The sequence below is a fragment of the Lactonifactor sp. BIOML-A5 genome, assembly GCF_009677585.1.
Lineage (GTDB): Bacteria > Bacillota > Clostridia > Lachnospirales > Lachnospiraceae > Lactonifactor.
In genome coordinates, this window is sequence record NZ_WKYV01000001.1 from 163,198 (window position 1) to 184,790 (window position 21,593).

General features: G+C 45.4%; 17 protein-coding genes. 3 read left to right on the top strand and 14 right to left on the bottom strand.

Annotated elements, in window-relative coordinates; all coding sequences use genetic code 11:
• Window positions 1-52: 52 nt before the first annotated feature.
• Window positions 53-1,255 carry a LysM peptidoglycan-binding domain-containing protein gene (locus GKG41_RS00705; RefSeq protein ID WP_173015481.1) on the top strand — a complete coding sequence of 401 codons (1,203 nt, stop codon included), beginning with the start codon at window positions 53-55 and terminating at the stop codon, window positions 1,253-1,255.
• Window positions 1,256-1,301: 46 nt separating this feature from the next.
• Here GKG41_RS00705 and GKG41_RS00710 read toward each other — a convergent pair whose 3' ends face one another.
• The 14 genes from GKG41_RS00710 to dltA all read right to left on the bottom strand — a co-directional run bounded on the left by GKG41_RS00710 (window position 1,302) and on the right by dltA (window position 18,518).
• Complete coding sequence (locus tag GKG41_RS00710) at window positions 1,302-1,922, bottom strand: uracil-DNA glycosylase family protein (protein WP_226902863.1); 621 nt, start codon at window positions 1,920-1,922, stop codon at window positions 1,302-1,304.
• Window positions 1,923-2,073: 151 nt separating this feature from the next.
• Window positions 2,074-3,909, bottom strand: a complete 1,836-nt coding sequence (locus GKG41_RS00715) for an ABC transporter ATP-binding protein (protein WP_154256364.1) — start codon at window positions 3,907-3,909, stop codon at window positions 2,074-2,076.
• A complete protein-coding gene (locus GKG41_RS00720) occupies window positions 3,902-6,067 on the bottom strand; it encodes an ABC transporter ATP-binding protein (protein ID WP_154256366.1) in 2,166 nt (721 codons plus the stop codon). The genes GKG41_RS00715 and GKG41_RS00720 overlap by 8 nt, the downstream gene beginning before the upstream one ends.
• Window positions 6,068-6,071: 4 nt before the next feature.
• Window positions 6,072-6,554: a MarR family transcriptional regulator gene (locus GKG41_RS00725; RefSeq protein ID WP_072848221.1), complete on the bottom strand. Its 483-nt coding sequence runs from the start codon at window positions 6,552-6,554 to the stop codon at window positions 6,072-6,074.
• A 173-nt stretch (window positions 6,555-6,727) separates the two neighbouring features.
• The gene (locus GKG41_RS00730) at window positions 6,728-8,107 is read right to left on the bottom strand and encodes an MATE family efflux transporter (protein ID WP_072848223.1); all 1,380 of its coding nucleotides are present in this window, start codon (window positions 8,105-8,107) and stop codon (window positions 6,728-6,730) included.
• Between the two features lie 142 nt (window positions 8,108-8,249).
• Entirely contained in the window at window positions 8,250-9,206 is a 957-nt protein-coding gene (locus GKG41_RS00735; protein WP_072848225.1) for a D-2-hydroxyacid dehydrogenase, read from the bottom strand.
• A 119-nt stretch (window positions 9,207-9,325) separates the two neighbouring features.
• A complete protein-coding gene (locus tag GKG41_RS00740) occupies window positions 9,326-10,861 on the bottom strand; it encodes an FGGY family carbohydrate kinase (RefSeq protein ID WP_154256368.1) in 1,536 nt (511 codons plus the stop codon).
• Between the two features lie 78 nt (window positions 10,862-10,939).
• Window positions 10,940-11,776 (bottom strand): fructose-bisphosphate aldolase, encoded by an 837-nt coding sequence (locus GKG41_RS00745; protein WP_072848228.1) that lies wholly within the window; start codon window positions 11,774-11,776, stop codon window positions 10,940-10,942.
• A gap of 57 nt (window positions 11,777-11,833) precedes the next feature.
• Complete coding sequence (locus tag GKG41_RS00750) at window positions 11,834-12,871, bottom strand: zinc-dependent dehydrogenase (RefSeq protein ID WP_072848230.1); 1,038 nt, start codon at window positions 12,869-12,871, stop codon at window positions 11,834-11,836.
• A 451-nt stretch (window positions 12,872-13,322) separates the two neighbouring features.
• Window positions 13,323-14,171: a MurR/RpiR family transcriptional regulator gene (locus tag GKG41_RS00755; protein ID WP_072848233.1), complete on the bottom strand. Its 849-nt coding sequence runs from the start codon at window positions 14,169-14,171 to the stop codon at window positions 13,323-13,325.
• Window positions 14,172-14,412: 241 nt separating this feature from the next.
• The gene (dltD, locus tag GKG41_RS00760) at window positions 14,413-15,585 is read right to left on the bottom strand and encodes a D-alanyl-lipoteichoic acid biosynthesis protein DltD (RefSeq protein ID WP_154256370.1); all 1,173 of its coding nucleotides are present in this window, start codon (window positions 15,583-15,585) and stop codon (window positions 14,413-14,415) included.
• A gap of 1 nt (window position 15,586) precedes the next feature.
• On the bottom strand, window positions 15,587-15,817 hold the full coding sequence (gene dltC, locus GKG41_RS00765; RefSeq protein WP_072848237.1) for a D-alanine--poly(phosphoribitol) ligase subunit DltC: 231 nt from the start codon (window positions 15,815-15,817) through the stop codon (window positions 15,587-15,589).
• A gap of 17 nt (window positions 15,818-15,834) precedes the next feature.
• Entirely contained in the window at window positions 15,835-16,998 is a 1,164-nt protein-coding gene (gene dltB / locus GKG41_RS00770) for a D-alanyl-lipoteichoic acid biosynthesis protein DltB (RefSeq protein ID WP_154256372.1), read from the bottom strand.
• Window positions 16,995-18,518 carry a D-alanine--poly(phosphoribitol) ligase subunit DltA gene (gene dltA / locus GKG41_RS00775; protein ID WP_173015482.1) on the bottom strand — a complete coding sequence of 508 codons (1,524 nt, stop codon included), beginning with the start codon at window positions 18,516-18,518 and terminating at the stop codon, window positions 16,995-16,997. The genes dltB and dltA overlap by 4 nt, the downstream gene beginning before the upstream one ends.
• Before the next feature lie 208 nt (window positions 18,519-18,726).
• On the opposite strand from dltA, the gene GKG41_RS00780 reads away from it, so the two are divergent.
• Window positions 18,727-19,170, top strand: a complete 444-nt coding sequence (locus tag GKG41_RS00780; protein ID WP_072848243.1) for a hypothetical protein — start codon at window positions 18,727-18,729, stop codon at window positions 19,168-19,170.
• Between the two features lie 145 nt (window positions 19,171-19,315).
• On the top strand, window positions 19,316-21,559 hold the full coding sequence (locus GKG41_RS00785) for an excinuclease ABC subunit UvrA (RefSeq protein WP_154256376.1): 2,244 nt from the start codon (window positions 19,316-19,318) through the stop codon (window positions 21,557-21,559).
• The last annotated feature ends 34 nt before the right edge of the window (window positions 21,560-21,593 follow it).

A 21,593-nucleotide genomic window follows, 5' to 3' on the forward strand; every position in this document is an offset into this window, starting at 1 on the left:
GCACACCTCCTTTTTTATGCCATATGCTAGTAAAAAAGGAGTATTCTATGCTATGTTAAAAAAATTTATTACTGTTTTTTTCTGCTTTTTACTGCTGCTGCCCTGCTGTTCTCTTGTATCCGTCGCTGCGCTCCCTCCCTCATCGGATACCCATGAGGGCATTGATGTAAGTATGTATCAGGGCGATATTGATTTTGAACAAGTGGCTGACTCCGGCATTGAAGGCGTATATATTCGCTCCAGCCTGGGCAGTTCCTATATAGATCCATACTTCGAGCAAAATTATTCCAACGCAAAAGCTGCAGGCTTGTCCGTTGGTTTTTATCACTATGTCACTGCCCGCACAGTCTCTCAGGCTGCCTACCAGGCTCATTTTTTTGTAAATACTATACAGGGCAAGGACTTTGACTATCGGCTGGCCATGGATTTTGAAGATCTGCAGGGGCTTTCTGTCTCTGAAATCAATGATATCGCCTTAACCTTTATTCAGACTCTGGAGGAGATCGGCGGCAGGGAGGCTGTTGTATACAGCAATGCCTACGACGCCACAGATATATTTCAGGGGGAAATCACTTCCTATCCCCTCTGGGTGGCAGAATACGGGGTCAGCACCCCAAGAGATTCCGTAAACTGGGATTCCTGGGCCGGATGGCAGTATACCTCCCGTGGACAGATTTCTGGTATACAGGGATATGTAGACAGAGACTTGTATACGGAAGAGATGTACTTAAGCAGCTCCGGACAGGTAACTCCCCACCCAGCAATGCCTCCCTCCAGAACCACCAATGCCATCTATACGGTAAAGCCAGGCAATACTCTATGGGGGATTGCAAGACTTTATCATACCACAATCTCATCCATTGTGGAAGAAAACCAAATCAGCAATCCTAACCTCATCTTCCCCGGAGAGGTTCTTCGAATACCGGTGGAGGATCGTTCTTCCACAGAATCTGCGAGCATCAGATACACGGTGCGAAGGGGTGATACTCTCTGGGGAATCGCACAGAGATACCGCACTACCGTCTCACAGATTGCAGCGCTGAACCACATTGCCAATCCCAATCTCATCTATCCGGGCCAGCAGCTGGAAATCCCTGAGCGGAATTATTCGGCTGCCGTCTATACGGTGCAAAGAGGAGATACTCTATGGGGTATTGCGCAGAGATACGGAACCACAGTTTCATACCTGGCAGACCTGAATGGAATTAGTAATCCTAATCTCATTTATCCGGGCCAGGTGCTCCGAGTTCCTTAACAGTCAGAGCAACCCGACGGTCACAACCGGGATTCCCTGAGGGGCTTTACGCCTCCGGGGATGCCGGTTTTTTCCTGCAGATACGCCTCACAGCCTCTCCAACCTCACAAACCCTCTTCTCCATAAATTCAGGATGTTTTAGAAACCATCTCCTGTTGGCTGGAGATGGATGGGGCAGTACAAAGGTCTGTCTGCCGTTTATCTCCAGATCCCGGAAAACCAGTTCAGAAAAATTTTCTTTCGGAAAAAAATAAGCTGCCGCACATCCGCCAATCAAAATGTACAGTTCATTATTGACCAGTTCCATCTCTTTTCCAAGCCAGAGATCCGCACATTTCCTGGGCGGTTTTCTGTCACTTCCCCCAGGTGTCTTTCCCGGATAGCAGCGGCCGATTGACGCGATATAAAAATTATAGGGATCATAAAACATCTCATCAGAAATCTGATACCACTCCCGGCGGAGCTTCACTCCGCTGGCATCGTTAAAGGGTCTTTGGGTCTGATGAACCTTCAGGGAAGGGGCCTGGCTGATTTGCATAATCCTTGCGTCAATGTTTCCCCAGATAACAGGGCTGGGATCCAGACGATCCCGGCAGGCCTTACAAGCTTTTACACTTTCCAGTAACTCTTCATATGCTTCCCTTCTGGAAATCATATTATTATCCATAACTAATCCTCTCTCAATCTTATAATGAAAGCAGTGCGCTAACGTTAGTATCTCATAGCTGTGCGGGAAAAAGGGACAGGTCCATTTTAAAATGGGACAGGCCGATCTTAAATTGGGACGTGTTCTTCCTAGAAAGAACACGTCCCCAATTCTATACCGCCTCCGCCTTTTCAAACTGGCTGTTGTAGAGATTTTCATAAAATCCGCCCTTCGCCAGCAATTCCTCATGTGTTCCCTGTTCGATGATATCTCCGTCCCTCATGACCAGAATCAAATCTGCGTCACGGATGGTCGAGAGCCTGTGGGCGATTATAAAGCTGGTTCTTCCCCGCATGAGATTATCCATGGCCTTTTGAATTCTCACCTCTGTGCGGGTATCTACAGATGATGTGGCCTCGTCTAGGATCAATATCTTATTGTCCGCAAGGATTGTTCTCGCGATGGTCAACAGCTGCTTCTGCCCCTGAGAAATATTACTGGTTTCCTCATCCAGAATGGTCTGATAGCCATCTGGCTGGGCCATGATAAATCTGTGTGCATGTGCCGCTTTTGCAGCTTCTATTACTTCTTCATCGGTAGCATCCAGGCGTCCGTATCGGATGTTCTCCAGTATGGTTCCGTTGAAAAGCCAAGTATCCTGAAGAACCATGCCAAAAAGCTCTCTCAGCTCACTTCTGTTGAAGTCCTTGATGTTGTGGCCGTCAACCTTAATCTCACCCGTATTCACGTCATAAAAACGCATAAGAAGTTTTACCATAGTGGTTTTTCCGGCCCCGGTAGGACCCACAATTGCCACCTTCTGGCCTGATTTTATATCTGCAGAGAAGTCGTGTATAATGATTTGCTCCGGATGATAGCCGAAGGATACGTGATCAAATTCAACATTTCCCTCAACATCTGCAATATCTGCAGGCTGATCTACTGTCTGGTCTTCCTCCTCTTCCTCCAGAAATTCGAAGACACGTTCCGACGCTGCTGCAGATGACTGAAGCATATTGGTTACCTGTGCAATCTGCTGTACAGGCTGCGTAAAGTTTCTGATATACTGGAAGAATGCCTGCACATCTCCTACTTCAATACTTCCCTTTATGGTAAGAAAACCTCCCAAAAGGGCGACCATAACATACCCCAGATTACCAACAAACTGCATAATAGGCATCATCATTCCGGAGAAAAACTGGGATTTCCACGCTGAGTCATACAGTTTATCATTTGTCTTTTCAAATTCATCTACCACAGCATCTTCTTTGTTAAATACCTTCACCACATTTTGGCCGCTGTAGATCTCCTCTACCTGACCGTTTACTTCTCCCAGATATCTCTGCTGCGCCTGGAAATATTTTTGTGAATGCTTCATCACTTTTCCTATAATCATCATAGACACCGGCAGAATCAGCAGGGCTGCACAAGTCATCCAGATATTAATGCTAAGCATCATAATCAGCGCGCCCAGCAGAGTAGTCACTGAAGTAATAAGCTGGGTAATACTCTGGTTGAGGCTCATCTGCAGCGTATCTACATCATTAGTTACCCTGGATAGAATCTCTCCGTGGGTACGGCTTTCAAAGTATTTCATAGGGATCCGGTTAACCTTCTGAGAGATCTCTTTTCTAAGGCAGTACGTGACATCGTTGGATATCCCTGACATGACATAGCCCTGTACAAAAGAGAAGACAGAACTCACCGCATACAGACAGAGTACTGTGGCCAGTATGGTTCCTATTTTGCTGAAATCAATGGCGCCGGTCCCGTTGATTTTTCCCATCAGGCCGTTCATCAGTTCCGTTGTGGCTTTACCCAGAATCTTAGGTCCCACTATATTAAAAATAGTTCCGCCCACCGCAAATACCAGCATAATAAAGATACGGATTTTATAGCGCTTCATATAATTCATCAGTTTCTTCATGGTGCCTTTAAAGTCCTTTGCCTTTTCTCCCGGCACCATTTTGCCGTGTCCCCCCATGGGGCCTCTTCTTGGATTACTCATTGGCTAATTCCTCCTCTGACAGCTGAGACATGGCGATTTGCTTATATACGTCACAGGTTTTTAATAACTCTTTATGGGTACCCTGACCTGCAATACATCCATCGTCCAGTACGATAATATTGTCTGCATGCAGAATGGTACTGATTCTCTGTGCTACAATCAGTGTTGTAGCGTCCTTTGTTTCTTTTTTCAGTGCTTTTCGAAGAACAACATCCGTCTTGTAGTCCAGCGCTGAAAAACTGTCGTCGAAGATATAAATCTCCGGCTCTTTTGCAATAGCTCTGGCTATGGAAAGACGCTGCTTCTGCCCGCCTGATACATTGGTTCCCCCCTGAGCAATAGGAGAATCCAACTTTTCCTCCTTCTCACTGATAAAGTCCCAGGCCTGTGCAATCTCTGCAGCCCTCTGTACTTCCGCCTCCGTAGCCTCTTCTCTTCCGTATCTGATATTAGAATCTATGGTTCCTGAGAAAAGCACTCCCTTCTGTGGAACGTATCCCAGCTTCCCTCTCAGCTCCTTAAGGGACAGTCTGCGGACATCCACGCCGTCCACGGTTATACTTCCCTCTGTCACATCGAAAAAGCGGGGGATAAGATTCACCAGAGTACTTTTGCCGCTGCCGGTGCTGCCGATAAAGGCAACCGTCTGCCCCTTTTTAGCGGTAAAGGAAATATCGTTCAGAACTTTTTCTTCTGCCCCCGGATATTCAAAGGATACATGGTCAAATACCACTTCACCCTTTCTGTCCTCCAAAGTATGTTCCGGCTGCATGGGATCCTTGATTGACACCTCTGTTCCCAGAACTTCATTGATACGCTTTGCCGCAACATTGGCACGGGGTATCATAATAGACATCATGGTAATCATTAAAAATGCCATAATAATCTGCATGGCATACTGCATAAATGCCATAATATTTCCCACCTGCATAGTGCCTGCATCCACTGCATGAGCCCCGTTATATACGATTAGGACCGTAACACCATTCATAATCAGCATCATAATGGGCATCATAAATGTCATACACCGGTTGACAAAAAGATTCGTTCTGGTCAGCTCCAGATTTGCCTTTTCAAAACGTTCTTCCTCGTGCTTTTCTGTACTGAATGCACGAATGACAGGAATCCCCGTCAAAATCTCTCTGGTTACCAGATTCAGCCTGTCAATTAAAGTCTGCAGTTTGGTAAATCTGGGCATTGCAATCTTAAACAGCAGTCCCACAACGATCACAATTAAAACCACAGCAATCCCCAGAATCCAAGTCATATCTGCATCGGACTGCAGGACCTTCAGCACGCCTCCCATTCCCAAAATAGGAGCATAGAGCACAATTCGGAACAGCATAGTCATAACCATCTGAATCTGCTGTATGTCATTGGTGCTGCGGGTAATCAAAGATGCCGTAGAGAACTGGTTCATCTCCCTTCCCGAGAAAGAGATAACCTTTCTGTAAACATGATTTCTCAGATTCCTGCCCAGCCCTGCGGCTACCCGGCAGGATAAAAAGGTGACGCAGATAGCAGCAGCCATCCCCAGAAGCGCCAGACCCAGCATCTTCAGGCCTGACATAAGTACATACCGGATCTGCATCTGACCCACATCTTTGCCCATGGCATCATACTCATCCTGCACAAATACAACAGCAGTCTGGGTAACAATCGATTCCGGCATTTTTTCAAACTTATCCGCCATAGCTCCCATCATCTGTTTCAGCTGCTCTTTTGGCATCTGGGACAAAGCCTGAAAGATATCTGCCTCCTCCCCCAGCCCCATCTGAGACTTTACAGCCTTTACCTCATCCGTGTCTCCGGAGAGTCCTGTGACAGCAAGCATGGGAACACCGAATATGTTATTTAGCTTCTCTCTCTTCTCTTCGCTGATATTTTTCAAACGGAAAATACCGTCTTTTAGCTCATAAGACTCAGCAACTGTCTTCTGATCTGTATCATCCATAAATAAATATAATTTATCCATGGTTTCTTCCCTGATTTCTTCCGGAACTGCATCTTCCACACCTTTTTGCTGAATCCCAATATTTACAATCTTAGAAGTATAATCCGGCAGGGATAAATCGCATACCGCCTGAAGGAAAAGCAGGGCAACAATCAAGACAATATAATGCCACTTATCCTTCAGGTATCGAAACATCTTCAACATATCTTTATTCCTTTCCGCACATAAAATCTGTTTTTATGGTGTCATCTACAGGTAGTCTTTCCAGATTCTCTTCTATCTGCTTAAAAAAACGGGCGAACAGACACTTCTCACTCTCTGTAAACCCCTGAAAAAGAATTTTTTCATTGTTTTGTATCTGTTTCATTGCTGTCCTGTAGATATGGTATCCTTTTTCTGTCAGGCTTACTCTTGTAACTCTCTGATCCCTGGCGTCAGGCTTTCGCTCAATCAGACCTGACTTCTCCAGACGCTTAATGGAAACTGCCACAGTCGGAGGCTTTATATGAAGAGATTGTGAGATCTCCTTCTGGCTTAGCTCTCCCTTATATCCCAATAACTTAATAATAGGGATTTGTCCGGGATGTATTCCGATCCCATCCATCTGCTGATAGATTTTTGTAAAATAGAGATGTGAGATCCTTAAAAGCATCCTCTGCAGGTTATTATCCAGAGTATCCTGTTCCTCCATTTTTCCACCTCCTTATCATATGCACATCCTTTATATTTGTTAGCCGACTAACATATAATAGACCTATTTTTACCGATATGCAACAGAAAAATCTTTTATTTACACTTTTTTTATAAAAAAGCATGTTTTATTAATTAGACAACTAAATAAAAGCATGCCCGGAACCATATTATTTATGGTTCCGCACATGCCTTTGAGAGCGACGGCCAGACCGTGCACAACATAGTTACAAAACAGGCAGTTCCTCCCAAAAAATTTGAGACAGGCTCTGCCAGAAAAACACCCATGGCCCCCAGATTTCCCACATATGGGAGGAGAATCGTCAGAGGGATTACGATTACTGCCTTTCGCAAAAGTGAAAAGAAAATTGCCTGCTTTGCTTTTCCCAGCCCAGTAAAGACTGACTGCCCGGAAAATTGGAGAGACATAAAACAAAAGCCAAAAAAGTATACCTGCATAGCCGGGATTCCCAGTGAAAACATAGCCTCGCTCCCGTTAAAAAGGCGGATGAATCCCCCCGGAAGCAGAAGCGTAATCCCCCACATTACGGTAGTATAAACAATACAGGTGACAGACATAAACTTGATTCCTGATTTCACTCTCTGATACTTTCCCGCTCCGAAATTATAACCCAGTACGGGCTGCGCCCCCTGGGTAAAGCCCATCACAGGCACTGTCAGTATCTCCCGCACAGAATTGATAATTGTCATAACTCCTACATAGACATCTCCGCCGTGAGCCTGGAGGGTGATATTGCACACCACCTGAACCGCACAGTTTGTAAAGGACATACAGAAGCCGGACAGACCGAGCCCCACAATCTCCTTTACCATGGTGAGGCGCAGCCGGAGATTTGGAATCCGGAGCTTTAAAAGTGTCTTCTTTCCAGTGAGAAATCTCAGCACCCAGGCTGCCGATACAAACTGTGACAGCACTGTGGCAATGGCAGCACCCTCCACCCCAAGGTGAAAGACGAAGATAAACAAAGGATCCAAAATGATATTCAGCACCGCCCCTACCAGAACTGTCCCCATTCCAATCTCCGCAAATCCCTGGGAATTAATGAATCCATTCATCCCCAGGCTTATCATAACAAATACACTGCCCAGCAGATAGATTTTGGTATACGCATCCGCATATGGGAATGTGATGTCACTGGCCCCAAACGCATACAACACCGGTTTTTTCACGAGAAGGCATATTACTGTAAGGAGAATTCCGGTGATTACCAGAAGCGAGAACGTATTTCCGATGATCTCCTCTGCCTTCCCCTCCTCTTTATGTCCCCTGGCAATGGAGCAAAGCGGCGCTCCCCCGCTTCCATAGAGATTTGCAAAAGCTGTGACTCCTGTGATGATAGGAAATGCCACCCCCACTCCTGTAAGAGCCAGGGGGCCCGCCTGAGGAATCCTGCCTATGTACATTCGGTCAATTACATTGTAGAGCATGTTAATAAACTGCGCCAGCGTCATAGGAATGGCCAGCCTGAGTATATTGCCCGCCACACTTCCCCGGGTAAAATCATGCTCCTCTGTTTTAAATAATCCTTTCATAGTTCAACCTTCCAGCAAGTATTCTATATACTATTATACTCTTTTATGGAAAATTTACAATTTGCTCTTATGCAGACCCATAAAAAGACGTCCCTGAAACAGGATTTCTGTTTCCGGACGCCGCTCTTTTCATTTATTTTATTTATGGATTGACAACGTTTACACTTTCTCCAGCTAAAAATGCTTTCAGATTTTCCACAGCTATATCCATCAGCCGCTGTCTGCTCTCTTTGGGAGCCCAGGATATATGAGGGGTGATAATACAATTTTTCGCCTTCAGCAGGGGGTTATCCCCTTGGATCGGTTCCGCAGACACCACGTCAAGCCCTGCCGCATATACTTTGCCTGAATTCAGCGCATCTGCAAGATCCTCTTCCACAATCAGAGGCCCCCTGGAATTATTAAGAATAATCACGCCGTCCTTCATCTTAGCAATATTTTCTTTATTGATCATTCCCTCAGTTGACGGGAACAGCGGACAGTGGAGTGCAATCACATCTGATTCCTCAAAAAGCTGCTCTCTGGGCACATATTCCGCAAGCTCTTTTCCGCTGGCATTGGGATATTCATCGTTGGCAATGACCCGCATCCCCAAGGCTTTGGCAATACGTCCGGTAGCCTGTCCGATACGCCCGAATCCAATGATCCCCATGGTCTTGTCTGCCAGTTCAATCAGAGGGTAATCCCAGAAACACCAGTCCGGATTGCTTTCCCAACGGCCTTCATGGACTGCATCACTGTGATGTGCCACATGATGGCAGATCTCCAGAAGCATAGCAATTGCAAACTGACCTACGGCAGCGGTCCCGTAAGTAGGAATATTGCACACAGGGATCCCTCTTTTTCTGCAGGCATCCACATCCACTACGTTATATCCTGTAGCCAGCACTCCGATATAGCGGATATGTCCGCACTGATTTAAGGTTTCTTCTGTAATGGGAACCTTATTCAGAATTACAATCTCTGCATCCCCGATGCGGCTTACAATCTCTTCCGGAGCAGTGCGGTCATATACCGTAACCTCCCCCAGTGCTTCAAACCCTTCCCAGCTCAAATCCCCTGGATTCTCTGTGTAACCATCTAATATAACAATTTTCATATCTTTCCCTCATTTCCCGGAGAAACAGTCAAAACTTTTTGCCGGTGCTTCCCCGCGTTAAGTTATCCAGTCTTTTCCTTAGAATCAAATATCTCCTGGCAGCGCTCCCACGGCTTCTGCTATATAGTAATTCCCACTCTATATAAGTCCTTTATTTGGGGATATAGTCTCGTATAAACCGTATACTGCTTCTCATACACCTCATCATGTTTCCGGCTGCTGATTACTTCCTTGTAAACCTTTTTCTCTACCTTTTCAGAGGCTTCATAGATATTCTGAAACACGCCCGCACCCACACCCGCCAGGAGTGCTGCGCCGATGGGAGCCATATCATTTATATCCAAAATCTTTATGTTCCTGCCGGTTATGTCTGCTTTAATCTGAGCCCACACTTCACTTTTTGCACCTCCGCCTATGGAAGAGAATTCTGTAATCTTTCTGCCGGTCACCTTCTCTGCAATTTCTGCCATCTGACGCAGGCCGTATCCACAGCCTTCCATAATAGCCCTGTTCATTTCTTTTCTGGTTGTATGAAGAGAGATTCCGAAAAACACCCCTCTTGCAAAGGGATCCCAGATAGGGCTTCTCTCACCCATCATGTAGGGCAGGAAAACAACCCCGTCACATCCGGGATTCGCCCGGGATGCCTCTTCATTCATCATATCAAAAGCCTTTTTAGAGCTTCCTGCTGCTTTTTCAAGCAGATCCTGGCAAAACTCATCCCGGAACCACTGATAGGAAGCACCAGTATGGGACATAGCACCCTGATAGATCCAGGTTCCCTCCACAACGTGGCATCGGTTGATAAAGCTTCTGTCGAATTTAGGCTCGTCCACACAGATAGTGAGCACGTTGGTGGTGCCGACGGATTCACACACATCCCCGCCTTTGGTCACCCCCGCCGCCAGAGTCGCACAGGGGGTGTCTGCACCTCCAATCACTACAGGCGTTCCCGCGGGAATCCCCAGTTCTATTAACGCGGCCTCATTCAGCCCTCCCACAACATCGGTGGAACCCATGAGGGGCGGAAGCTTATCCATTGAAATTCCAATCCTGTCGCAGAGGAACCCGGACCATTTCAGGCCCCCGGTCGTCTCGAAGAGAGCCGTGTAGGAAGCGTTCGAATAATCAATGGCGAATTTTCCGGTCATCTTAAAGGCCATCAAAGTATTCACATGGCCAAAATACTTTGTTTTCTCATAGATGTCCGCAAGATTCCTTTTGATCCATAACATGGAAGTTCCGGAAATTGCTCCGGCCATAGCTGTATTGCCTGTAATCTCAAACAGTCTGTCCTCGCCAACGGCTGCCTTTATAATCTCTGCTTCCTCTGTGCTTCTTCTGTCGGAATAAATAATGGGATCCACAAGAATCTTCCCATTTTCACCAATGGCTGCCAGACCAGGGCACAGACTGGAAATACTGATACCTGCAATCCTGGAGGGCTCAATTTCCTTTTCTTCAAACAGAAGCCGCAGACATTTCAAATAAGACTGCCACATATCTTCCGTGTCTATCTGTGCATACTCCTGATTTGGTGTAATCATCCGGTAGGGGCTGCTGCTGATCCCCAGCACCTTTGCATTTTCATCTATAACAGCTACTTTTATGCTAGTTGTACCCACATCAACCCCGAGCAACAATCTGCCTTCCATATATACACCTGCCTATGCTTTCTATCTTACTTTATGGTTTATTCTAACTTACCGCAGCCGTGGTATTGTTAGATTTTCTTAGAACTGATCGTAGTTTTTGTCATTTTCCAACTGAGCCAGCAGTTCTTTTGCTTCTTTTACACTGTATCCTTCATGAATAATGTATCTCAGCGCAATCACAAGGGCTGTGATATCCGGATAATCCCATACGAATCTTCCCATGGTAACTCCACCTACCCCGCAGTCCATCGCTTCTCTTGTCATATTCAGGTAGTCATCTAAGGTCTTACAAGCATCTCCGCCTTGAATCACGACTCTTGCCGGACAGCAGTCAACTACTTTTGCCATAGTATCGGGATCTCCCGTGTAAGTTGTTTTAATAATATCAATTCCTAATTCCGCAGCGCTTCTGCAGCAGTATGCAATATTTTCCCAGGCAGTCTGCTGATCTTTGGGAACAGATTCCCCTTTAGGATAAACATGTCCGATTAAAGGCATTCCTTTTCTCATACATTCTTCAGAAAATCTTCCAATCTCTTCAAACTGAACATCCTGGAAGTCCCCCAGTGTCATAGCCCCGATGGAGACAGCATCCGCACCCATGCGGATAGCCTCATCTACAGTGCCGAACGCAATATCTTTTGTTGGATGCACAGGTGAATAGCTGGAGCATTTTAATAAGATAGAAGTCTCCCCCGCATGTTCCCACATGCAGTGTTCCGCGATCCCCTTTGTCATGGTCATAGCATTCGGTCTGCCGGCAACAATTTTATTGATGGTATCCTGAATGGGCTGCAGGCCTTTCATGGGAGCAATACCTCTGGAAATTGCATGGTCTACGGTGATAGCCATCATCTTATTGCTCTTTGGGTTCACAAGTCTGCTCATTCTTACTGCTTTTCCTAACATTGCCATAATAATTATTCTCCTTTTTATGTAAACTAAATTTTATACATACCGCTGTAATTCTGTCTACGGTTCTATGAGTACCTTTAATCCAGAACCGCTTTTGCATACTTCGTATGCATCCTGGAAATCATCTATTTTGAAAGTATGTGTCACAATTTCTTTCAAATTAACTTTCTTGTTTTTCACCATATCAGCTGCTTCAAAATAATCTTCTCTCTTGTATGCCGTACTGCCGTTTACATTAATTTCATTGTAATGGATGGTATTTACCTCAATGGTAGATTCCCCGGTTCCGGCAAATCCGGCAAATAAGTTTACGGTTCCGCCCTTGCGGCAGAGCTTTAAGGTGGAATTGATGATTGCCGGGACACCGATGGCCATCACGATTACATCCATTCCCAGACTGTCCGTTTCTCTCATTACTATGTCAGCCAGGTTTTCTTTTGTGGGGTCAATCACCAGATCAGCTCCCAGCTTCTCCGCCTTTTCTCTTCTGGAAGCTATCGGTTCACTTACAATTACTTTCTTAGCTCCTACAATTTTGGACAGCTGCAGATGCATCAGTCCGATGGGACCTGCCCCCACAATTAATACGGAATCGTTAAATCCTGTTCCTGCATTTTTCAAGCCTCTGATACAGCAGGAAAGGGGTTCTATCAATGCGCCCTCTTCAAAGGAAACATCTTCAGGAAGCTTCACCACATTACCGCTCTCAATTGCAATGCCAGGAATTAGTACATATTCCGCAAAGCCTCCGTCGAACTCATATCCGATTGCTTTTCTGTTCATACAGGCATTTTCTCTTCCGGTCAGACAGCTGTGACAGGAATGACAGGGGATTACATTTGCAATAGATACCTTTTCTCCTACTTCAAAGCCTTTCACATTCTTGCCAACCTCACAAATCAGACCGCACATTTCATGACCGATGATGGAAGGATAACGCACCCCTTTTGTCTTAGTACCTGCCAGTATGCGCATATCCGTTCCGCAGATAGCTGCTTTTTTCATCTGCAGAAGGATATCATTGTCACCAATCTCCGGCCTTTCCACTTCCGCAGCTTTAAAATCATTCGGGCCGTTTAGGACAACTGCTCTCATTTTAACCACTCCTTTATCTTCCTTATTCTGTTCTTATTTTCCTAGGTTCCTATGAATGAATCATAGCACTTCTGAAAACTTTTTTCAATAGTATTTTTTATTTTTGTAATATTTTTTCAAATACCATTTGATTTTTTGTGTAATTTCACAGTTTAGGAATAATTATGGGGGTTTTTTAGGTTTTTATGTATATGCTTGAAACTTTTTTACAATATATTTGAATTTATTTTTTCTTATCTATTATTATTTTTGTAGTTTTTTTTCACATTTCTTACCTTTAAGAATTTCCGGGACTCCTTCCCAGAAGCCTCGAAACACAGCTTTCAGATACGCAGGAAATAAAAGTAAGAACAGCAGGCAGCAGCACTCCAATGGCTGCAGATACCTGCTGTTCTTACTTCTGTTTCCTGTATGTCCGGAATTTGTACCATGCAATGAACGACCTACTGACCTAAAATTTATTCTGAGAAGTCGCCTCCCTGGTCTCCTGTATAGCTGCATAAGACTTGTCATAGTCAGAAAATGCAATAATTGCCACTATCACATCAATCATAGCCAGCTGCGCTATCCTTGTGCTCACAGATTCAGACTTAAACATGGTCTCTTCTGCAGCAGTATACAAAACCACATCTGCGGTCTTGGATAGGGGTGTCTTCCCCTGACTGACTAAAGCAATAGTACCTGCCCCCTTGCTTTCGGCATTTTTCATGCAGTTCAGGACATTATAATTACTGCCCGAGTGGGATATGCAGAAGGCAACATCCCCCTTTTCTAACAAAGAAGAAGCCATCAGCTGCATATCAATGTCTTCATAGACATAAGTACGGATTCCTATTTTCATAAATTTATGCTGTGCGTCCTTGCCAACAAGCAGACTTCCGCCGCTGCCGAAAAAGACAATCTTATCTGCCTGGCGAATCATATCTGCAACCTTTTCCAGAGTTCCTCTCTCCAAACCGGCAAGTGTACGGTTCAGTACTGTAATCTCTGAACTGAAGATTTTTTTGCAGATTGTTTCCACATCATCAAACTGTTCAATACTGGGATTAAAATGTTTTTCCCTGGGGAGCACATCCTTCGCAGCATTTATCTTAAAATCCTGATATCCCTTGTAGCCGATGCTTTTGCAAAAGCGAACGACAGAAGCATCGCTGACGCCTGCGCTTTCTGCCAGCTCAGTAATATTATAAGTTAAAACTTTATCGTAATGGTTCAGAACATATTCTGCTATTTTTTTTTCAGTGTTAGTCAACAGCTTTTCTTTTCCCCGAATCTTTTCAATACAACTAATTTCTACCATAGCCCAGCCTCCTTAATCTTACACGTTTTCACGCTTTATAAGGACAGCATATCATGCTTGAAAATATTTTTCAATATCTCTCTCATATTTGTATGATAAAATAATATTTTTTTCATCCCATTAAAATTGGCTGTATATAAATTCCGGCGCTGTAGACAAGTCTGCATAGAGGAGGTAAGCGTAAAGTATCAGCATACACATCAAAAAAAACAGAACCTCTGCCGCAAACCTTAACGTTCTGCTATTTTTCAGTTTGTTTTGCAAAGTTATAAATGCTTTCACTCACATCAACCCATCCTTTCCATCCCAAATGCATGGTATCTTCAAGAAAATATTTTTCATATTCTCTATCCGAATAATCTGCCAGTACTACCTGATACTCTTTTGCAATATCCCTGATGTTCTGATAGTACTCGTTCCTTTTCTCCTTAGAAAACCCTGTATAATCGTACCACCAGCCATTTACAGGAACATTTACCAGGAGAGGCGTAATTCCATTCTCCCTGCAAACATCCAGGAAGCACCTCAGATCATCATATTCCGGAGATTTGCTGTAGCTGCTTTTGGTGCCTGAATTTTCCCTTTTCTTTACCCCCTTTTTTTGGAGTTTGCTGAAATATTTGTCCTTAATATTAAACTCATTACCCTTTGTCTCCTCTGCCCCTTCTGCCTCCGCTTCAGCCCTCAGCCTCTCAAAATTAATGGCTGAATTCCCGGACGGCTTACCCTTTCCGCTGGAAATCCCGTCTGCTTTCATTCCGGCCACAGCTGTCTGCATTGCCTTTTCATCCATAAAACCGGAATACAGGGCACAGTAAAGGTGCTCCGGCAGGCTGCCCTTCTTTTTTAAGTATATCTTATTGTAGGATTTTACCCTCTCCTGAGTTTTCGGATCCTCTTCCAGAAGTGTAATGGTCCTCTGAGCAATATAATCTTTTGTTTTTTGAGAAAGATTTTTGTTTTTCAGCATAGCCACATAGCTGGACTCCGAAAACCGGGACGCATATGCTTTGGAAGGCACTCCCTTTTTTCGGAACCATTGGGGGGAGAGAATCAGCACTGCCTTTTGGTTCTGAATCGCCGGGGCAATGGCTGACAGGGTAATTGCGTGAGACAGACTTTGATAATATCCGGCTCCTATCAGCATGGTATGAAACTCCTGACCAGAGAATACCGCTTCCGGATGAAAGGGAGTGCCCTTGCCGTGCTCCAGCTCCGACGATCCGAATACTACCATAGTGTTCTCATCTACATTCTCTCGGATCGCCTCCCACGATTTGAATTTTGCTTCACTGGTCCAGGTTCCCACTGCCGAGGGTTCTGCCTCAAGCTGTGACTTCCCGTACCTATGCATCCCCAAAACAGCCGCTCCAAAAAACACAAGGGCCGTAAAAAATGCGATCACCCGCCTCATATCAGCCCCGCTCGGCAAGCAGCGCCAGAATTTTATTGGCGGTTGCCATCTCTTCTCTTTCTACTTCTGAGGGGGAAATAACAATGCCGAAGGTATCTTCAATATCCACCAGAAGCTCTGTAAACCCCAGAGAATCCAGCAAACCTGCCTCAAAAAGATCCAGATCCAGATCCTCCCTCACAACCTCATCCTCACAAATTCTTTCTAATATATCTATTAATTTTTCCTGCATTCTGTGTTCCTCCCTTTTTATTGCAGTCCCTGTACCAGTTCCAGGAAACGCCCTGAAAATATAAGGAACCCGAACATTACCAGCTGAAGAGTAATGATCCAGGATACTCCCTGATACCAGACTGATTTTTTATACTTTTTATAAAATTTAGATTTTTTCTGATATACCTCAGTTGCTGCCAAAAGGCAGCCGTGGTATAAGCCGTAGCAGAGATAGGACAAGGAAATCCCATGCCACATTCCCATAATGAGCATGTTTACAATGAATCCTGCCGCTGCGCCCTGCAGGCGGGTGGAAAACCATTTCTTTCTGATGGACTTCATCATAAAGCGGGAGAAGATAAAATCCCTGAACCAGTGGGACAAGGTGATATGCCATCGATCCCAGAACTCCTTCATATCTCTGCTAATAAATGGTTTATTGAAATTCTCCGGCGTTTTGATTCCGAAAAAATAACTGGTTCCGATTGCCATAAGACTGTATCCCGCGAAGTCAAAAAACATGTAGAATCCATAGAAGTAAGCATAGGCCGCAACCTCATACCAACCACTTCCGGACACAAAATAGTCTACGCCCTCATGAAGCAGGGCGGCCAAAACAAATTTATACACCATGCCCAGGAGTATTTTTTCCAACCCTCTGCCCGCCATTTCCAGATATTCTGTCCTGGAAAGCGTACGGTTGTAATCTTCCCCGAATCTTCGGCTCCTGTCGATGGGACCGCTGCTGATGGCGGGAAAGAACAGAAGAAAGGAGGTAAACGACAAAACATCAATCTCCTGGATTACCCCGTCATAAGTCTCTATAATTATCTGAAGCCCCTTAAAAGTAAGATAAGAGATTCCCAGAAAATTGAACAGATGAAAGGGCAGGATTCCCGAAAGCTTGCATAAAATCAGCGGCAGCAGAGACAAAAGTATGAAATGGCCATAAATTACAGCATTCCGTCCGTATATTCTTCGCAGTCTCAGATATATCTTTACAATATGCAGCTGCAGAACATAAAACAGAGCCAGGAAAGCCAGCTGTCTCAAATCCCCTCTCAGCACCAGCCAGATGATAAACAGGGAAGACACCGCCGTATAGATCCTTAGGCTTCTTTCCCGGATGCCCAGCACAAAGGCCGGAATCAGCAGAATCAGCAGCCAAAGAAAGAAGATAAAATCTGTATAAAAACTCATTCCAGAAGTCCTTTCAGATACGCCCGATCTGCCTTTCCGTTTGTATTGACCGGAATCTTATCCAGGAAAATAATCTTTTTGGGTATCATGTAATCAGGCAGATATTCCTTCAGCTGCCGTTTAATCTCCTGCGAGATTTGAAAAGGCTTTGCCCCTGCCGGCACAGCGTCAGGTTCCCAAGTCAGAAAAGCAACCAGGCTCTTTACTTTTTCCTCTTCCCATCTGGGCATCACCACTGCCTGACGGATCCCTGGCAGAATCCGCAGATTATTTTCAATATCCCCCAGTTCGATACGGTATCCGTGAAGCTTAACCTGAAAGTCCATACGCCCTCCAAAGTACAGCATTCCGTCTTTTTTATATCCCTGATCCTGTGTATAATATCCCCGGACCCCGTCCCTTTCCTGAAAAAACGCCTGTTCTGTCAGGGATGACTGTCCGTAGTATCCGGTGCTTACAGTATCTCCTATAATCACAATCTCTCCCGTTTCACCGTCAGGAACCTCAGCGCCCTCCTGATTCCGGATCTCTATCCTGGTTCCCGGCTTTGGCCTGCCTACCGGCAGGGGTACTTCATGTTCCCCCATCCACTCAGTAATCTCAACCTCTGTTACCGCTACCGTAGACTCCGTGGGGCCATAGGTGTTCATTACCTTTGCATGAGGAAACCGTTCCTTCAGCCTTAAGGCTGTCTGGTTGGTCAGAATCTCGCCGCAGAACAGGAACACTTCCAGCCTTTCCATAAGTTCACCATTAAATTTGCTGTCTGCCAGACAGATATCCGCAAAAGATGGAGTGGAAACCCAAACAGCCGCCCGGGACTCTTTCAGTTCCTGCAGCAGCACGCCGTAGTCGCCCTGTGTTTTCTTGTCCAGCGCCCGCAGCGTTCCCCCACAGAAGAGGCAAGTATACAGGTCCATAACGGAAAGGTCAAAGGAAAAGGGGGCCTGGTTTAAAAATACCTTTCCGGACTTCTCCTCTTCTGGTGTCCCCAAATCCTTTGACCAGTCCAGAAACCGGTTCAGACACTCATATGTAATTTCCACGCCTTTTGGTGTGCCTGTGCTGCCGGAGGTGAAAATAATATAAAAAATGTCTTCGGCCTTCACCCAGTGCTCCCTGCCGGCCGCTCTGGGGTATTCTTTCCCCAGCGCTCTTATTCTGTTCAGGGTCAGAGATGCTTCTGTGTCCTGAGGTGTGGGGCCCACCGCAAAAATAACCGGAGGCTGTACCGCCTGAATAATATCTCTGACTCTTGCATAAGGCACGGACAGATCCACCGGACAATAGGCCCGCCCTGCTTTTACACAGGCCAAAAAACATACCAGCATATATGGATTTTTATGTCCGTAAACCACCACAGGTCCTTTCTCCTCAGGAAAAGAATCTAAAAGCCATCCCCCCAGCCGGCCGGAGTATTCTTCTATCTGCCTGTAAGTAAGACTCTCCCCCTCCCCAATAAAAGCAGTCTGACTCCCCCGCAGACCGCTCTGCTGCTTTATTTTTTCTAATAGTTCCACACAGTCTTCCTCACCTTCATTCGTCATATTCTGACTTTTTACAACAGTATGAGTATAGTCCTAAGTTTTTAATAATTCGGTGGCACCTTTCCAAAGATATTCTTAATTTTATCTTAATTCGTCCCCATTCCCCGTATTTTAGCGGTAATTCTTTGATTGATTTTTCATTTTTTGTATGATATTCTTGCCCATAAGAAGGAGGTTTTCTATGAGTACTTATTCCGCCTATACCGATTTTTCACAGTTAAAAAGTGACTGCCTGAGCAGTTATAGCGCTTACTGTCAAAAGAATCAGCCAGAAAACGCCCTGTCTCAGCTTCTTCTGGCCGCCTACTATGAGTTCAGCGGGTGCATTGATAATTACACCGCCTATTGCTACGGACTTCAGGGCATTTATTCAAAAAAAGACCTGAAAGCCCTTTTCGTGCCCCCTTGCCCCGACAGCGAAATGATATCGGGTCTGCGGTCCCTAAAAGGCCACTACAAGCTGGATATGGCAGACGATATATACAAAAAATATCCTCTCCCTCTGTGCGTATGCACTGTAGAGGAATACAAGCAGATTCTGGAGGAATTATTCTCTGAGGAGGTGTTTCAGGATAAAAAATGGGCGAATCGTTTTAGAGAGAATTACATAAAGAGCATTAAATGAATTTAATGGGGCAAACTCCGCAAAAAATATCATGAACAGGGCGGCCTCTTCTGATACGATGTACCCAGAAACTATCCTTAGAATGCGGTGAGTGCTGTATACCTTGCCGCAGGGTATGATAAAACAGAAAAAGAGGTGTACTCAGATGACAGATATCATTGTGCAGGGACTTACCCAAAATAATTTAAAACATATTACATTTACTATACCAAAAGAAAAAATCACAGTTTTTACCGGTGTGTCCGGCTCCGGTAAATCCAGCATTGTCTTTGATACCATCGCCGCAGAGTCCCAGCGTCAGATGAATGCCACCTATCCGGCATTTGTGCGTTCAAGGCTGCCTAAGTACCCCAAGCCGTCGGTGGAACGAATAGATAATCTGACAGCGTCAGTGGTTGTAGATCAGTCTCCTCTGGGAGGAAATGCCCGCTCAACGGTAGGGACCGTCAGCGGTCTGTACTCCAGTCTGCGGCTGTTGTTTTCTAGATTAGGAAAGCCTTATGCAGGCACGGCATCTTACTTTTCTTTTAACGATCCCAACGGAATGTGCAAAACCTGTTCCGGGCTTGGCAGAATTTCAGAAGTTAATATAGCTTCCATTTTAGATATGAACAAATCATGGAATCAGGGCTGCCTAAAGGATTCTTTATATCGTCCAGGCTCCTGGTACTGGAGACAGTATGCAGACTCTGGCCTGTTTGACCTTGATAAGCCAATTAAAGAGTATTCCAGAGAAGAATACAATCTTCTTATGTATGGTTCTCAGAACGGCAAAGGCGAGCCTGAAAATCCTAAAGTAACCGGATTAATCCATAAGTATACAAAAACTCTCTTAAATCGTGATATTAGTATCAAAAGTAAACACACTCAGGAAAAGTCCCAAACCCTGATTTCTGAGATAGAATGTACCAGCTGCCGGGGACAGCGTTTAAGTGAGGCTGCGCTGCGCTGCAAAATAGAGGGATATTCCATCGCAGACATGTGCGACATGGAACTGACACAGCTGAGAGAAGTGCTGTCTCAGCTGTCAGTCCCAACTGTAGATGTGCTCATACAGACACTCATAGAAGGGCTGGACAGAATGATAGAGATCGGACTGCCCTATCTTCATCTGAACCGGGAAACACCGTCTCTGTCCGGCGGGGAAGCACAGAGACTGAAGCTGGTTCGGTACATGGGCAGCAGCCTGACGGGGATGACCTATATATTTGATGAACCCAGCTCCGGGATGCATCCCCGTGACGTCTACCGTATGAACAGCCTTTTGAAACAGCTCCGCGATAAGGGCAATACAGTTCTTGTGGTAGAACATGATAAAGATGTGATCTCCATTGCCGATTATGTGATTGATGTGGGACCGCAGGCCGGACAAAACGGAGGGGAAATCGTTTTTGCAGGCAGTTATCCGGACTTGCTCCGGTCAAACACACTGACCGGAAAAGCCTTGCTCCAGATTTTGCCGGTCAGACAGACACCCCGCCCGCCAGTGGGCAGTCTTCCGGTGCGGGACGCCTGTCTGCATAATTTAAAGCATGTAGATGTGGATATCCCGCTGGGTATAATGACTGCTGTGACCGGCGTAGCCGGTTCAGGAAAAAGCACCCTGATCTCCCGGGTATTTGCCAAACAGTATGAAAATGAAGTTGTGATAATTGACCAGAGCCCAATCAAGGCAACAAACCGTTCCACTCCCGCCTCATACCTTGGCTTTTTTGATGAAATACGGAAACTGCTGGCTAGAGAAAATAGCAAAGAAGATGGATGGTTCAGTTTCAATTCCATAGGCGCCTGCCCGGTGTGCAGAGGAAAAGGCGTCATTGTTACTGAACTCGCTTTTATGGACCCAATAATCACAGAGTGTGAGACCTGCGGCGGAGTACGGTATAACAAGGAAGCCCTGACCTGTACCTACAAAGGAAAAAATATCGTCCAACTGCTGAACCTTACTGCAGCACAGGCAATGGATATATTCGAGAATACTAAGATTAAAAAACATCTGGAGCAGATGCAGATGGTGGGATTAGGCTATCTGACTTTAGGACAGCCGCTCAGCACCCTGTCAGGGGGAGAACGGCAAAGAATCAAGCTGGCAAAGAATCTCGGAAAAAAGGGAAGCATTATCATCATGGATGAGCCGACCACAGGGCTGCACATGTCCGATATCCAAAACCTGTTAAAGCTGTTCGACACACTTGTGTCCCTGGGAAACACCCTGGTAGTAATTGAGCACAACCTGGATGTGGTGAAGCAAGCCGACTGGATCATAGATATAGGTCCGGACGGAGGCAAAAATGGCGGCGAGGTGATATTCATGGGAACACCAATGGAAATGGTAAAGAACGCAAAAACCCTTACAGCGGATAGTCTGAGAGCATCATGCTCCCGGTAATGTGGGGATGCAGGCCTTTCTCCTGTCCAATGCA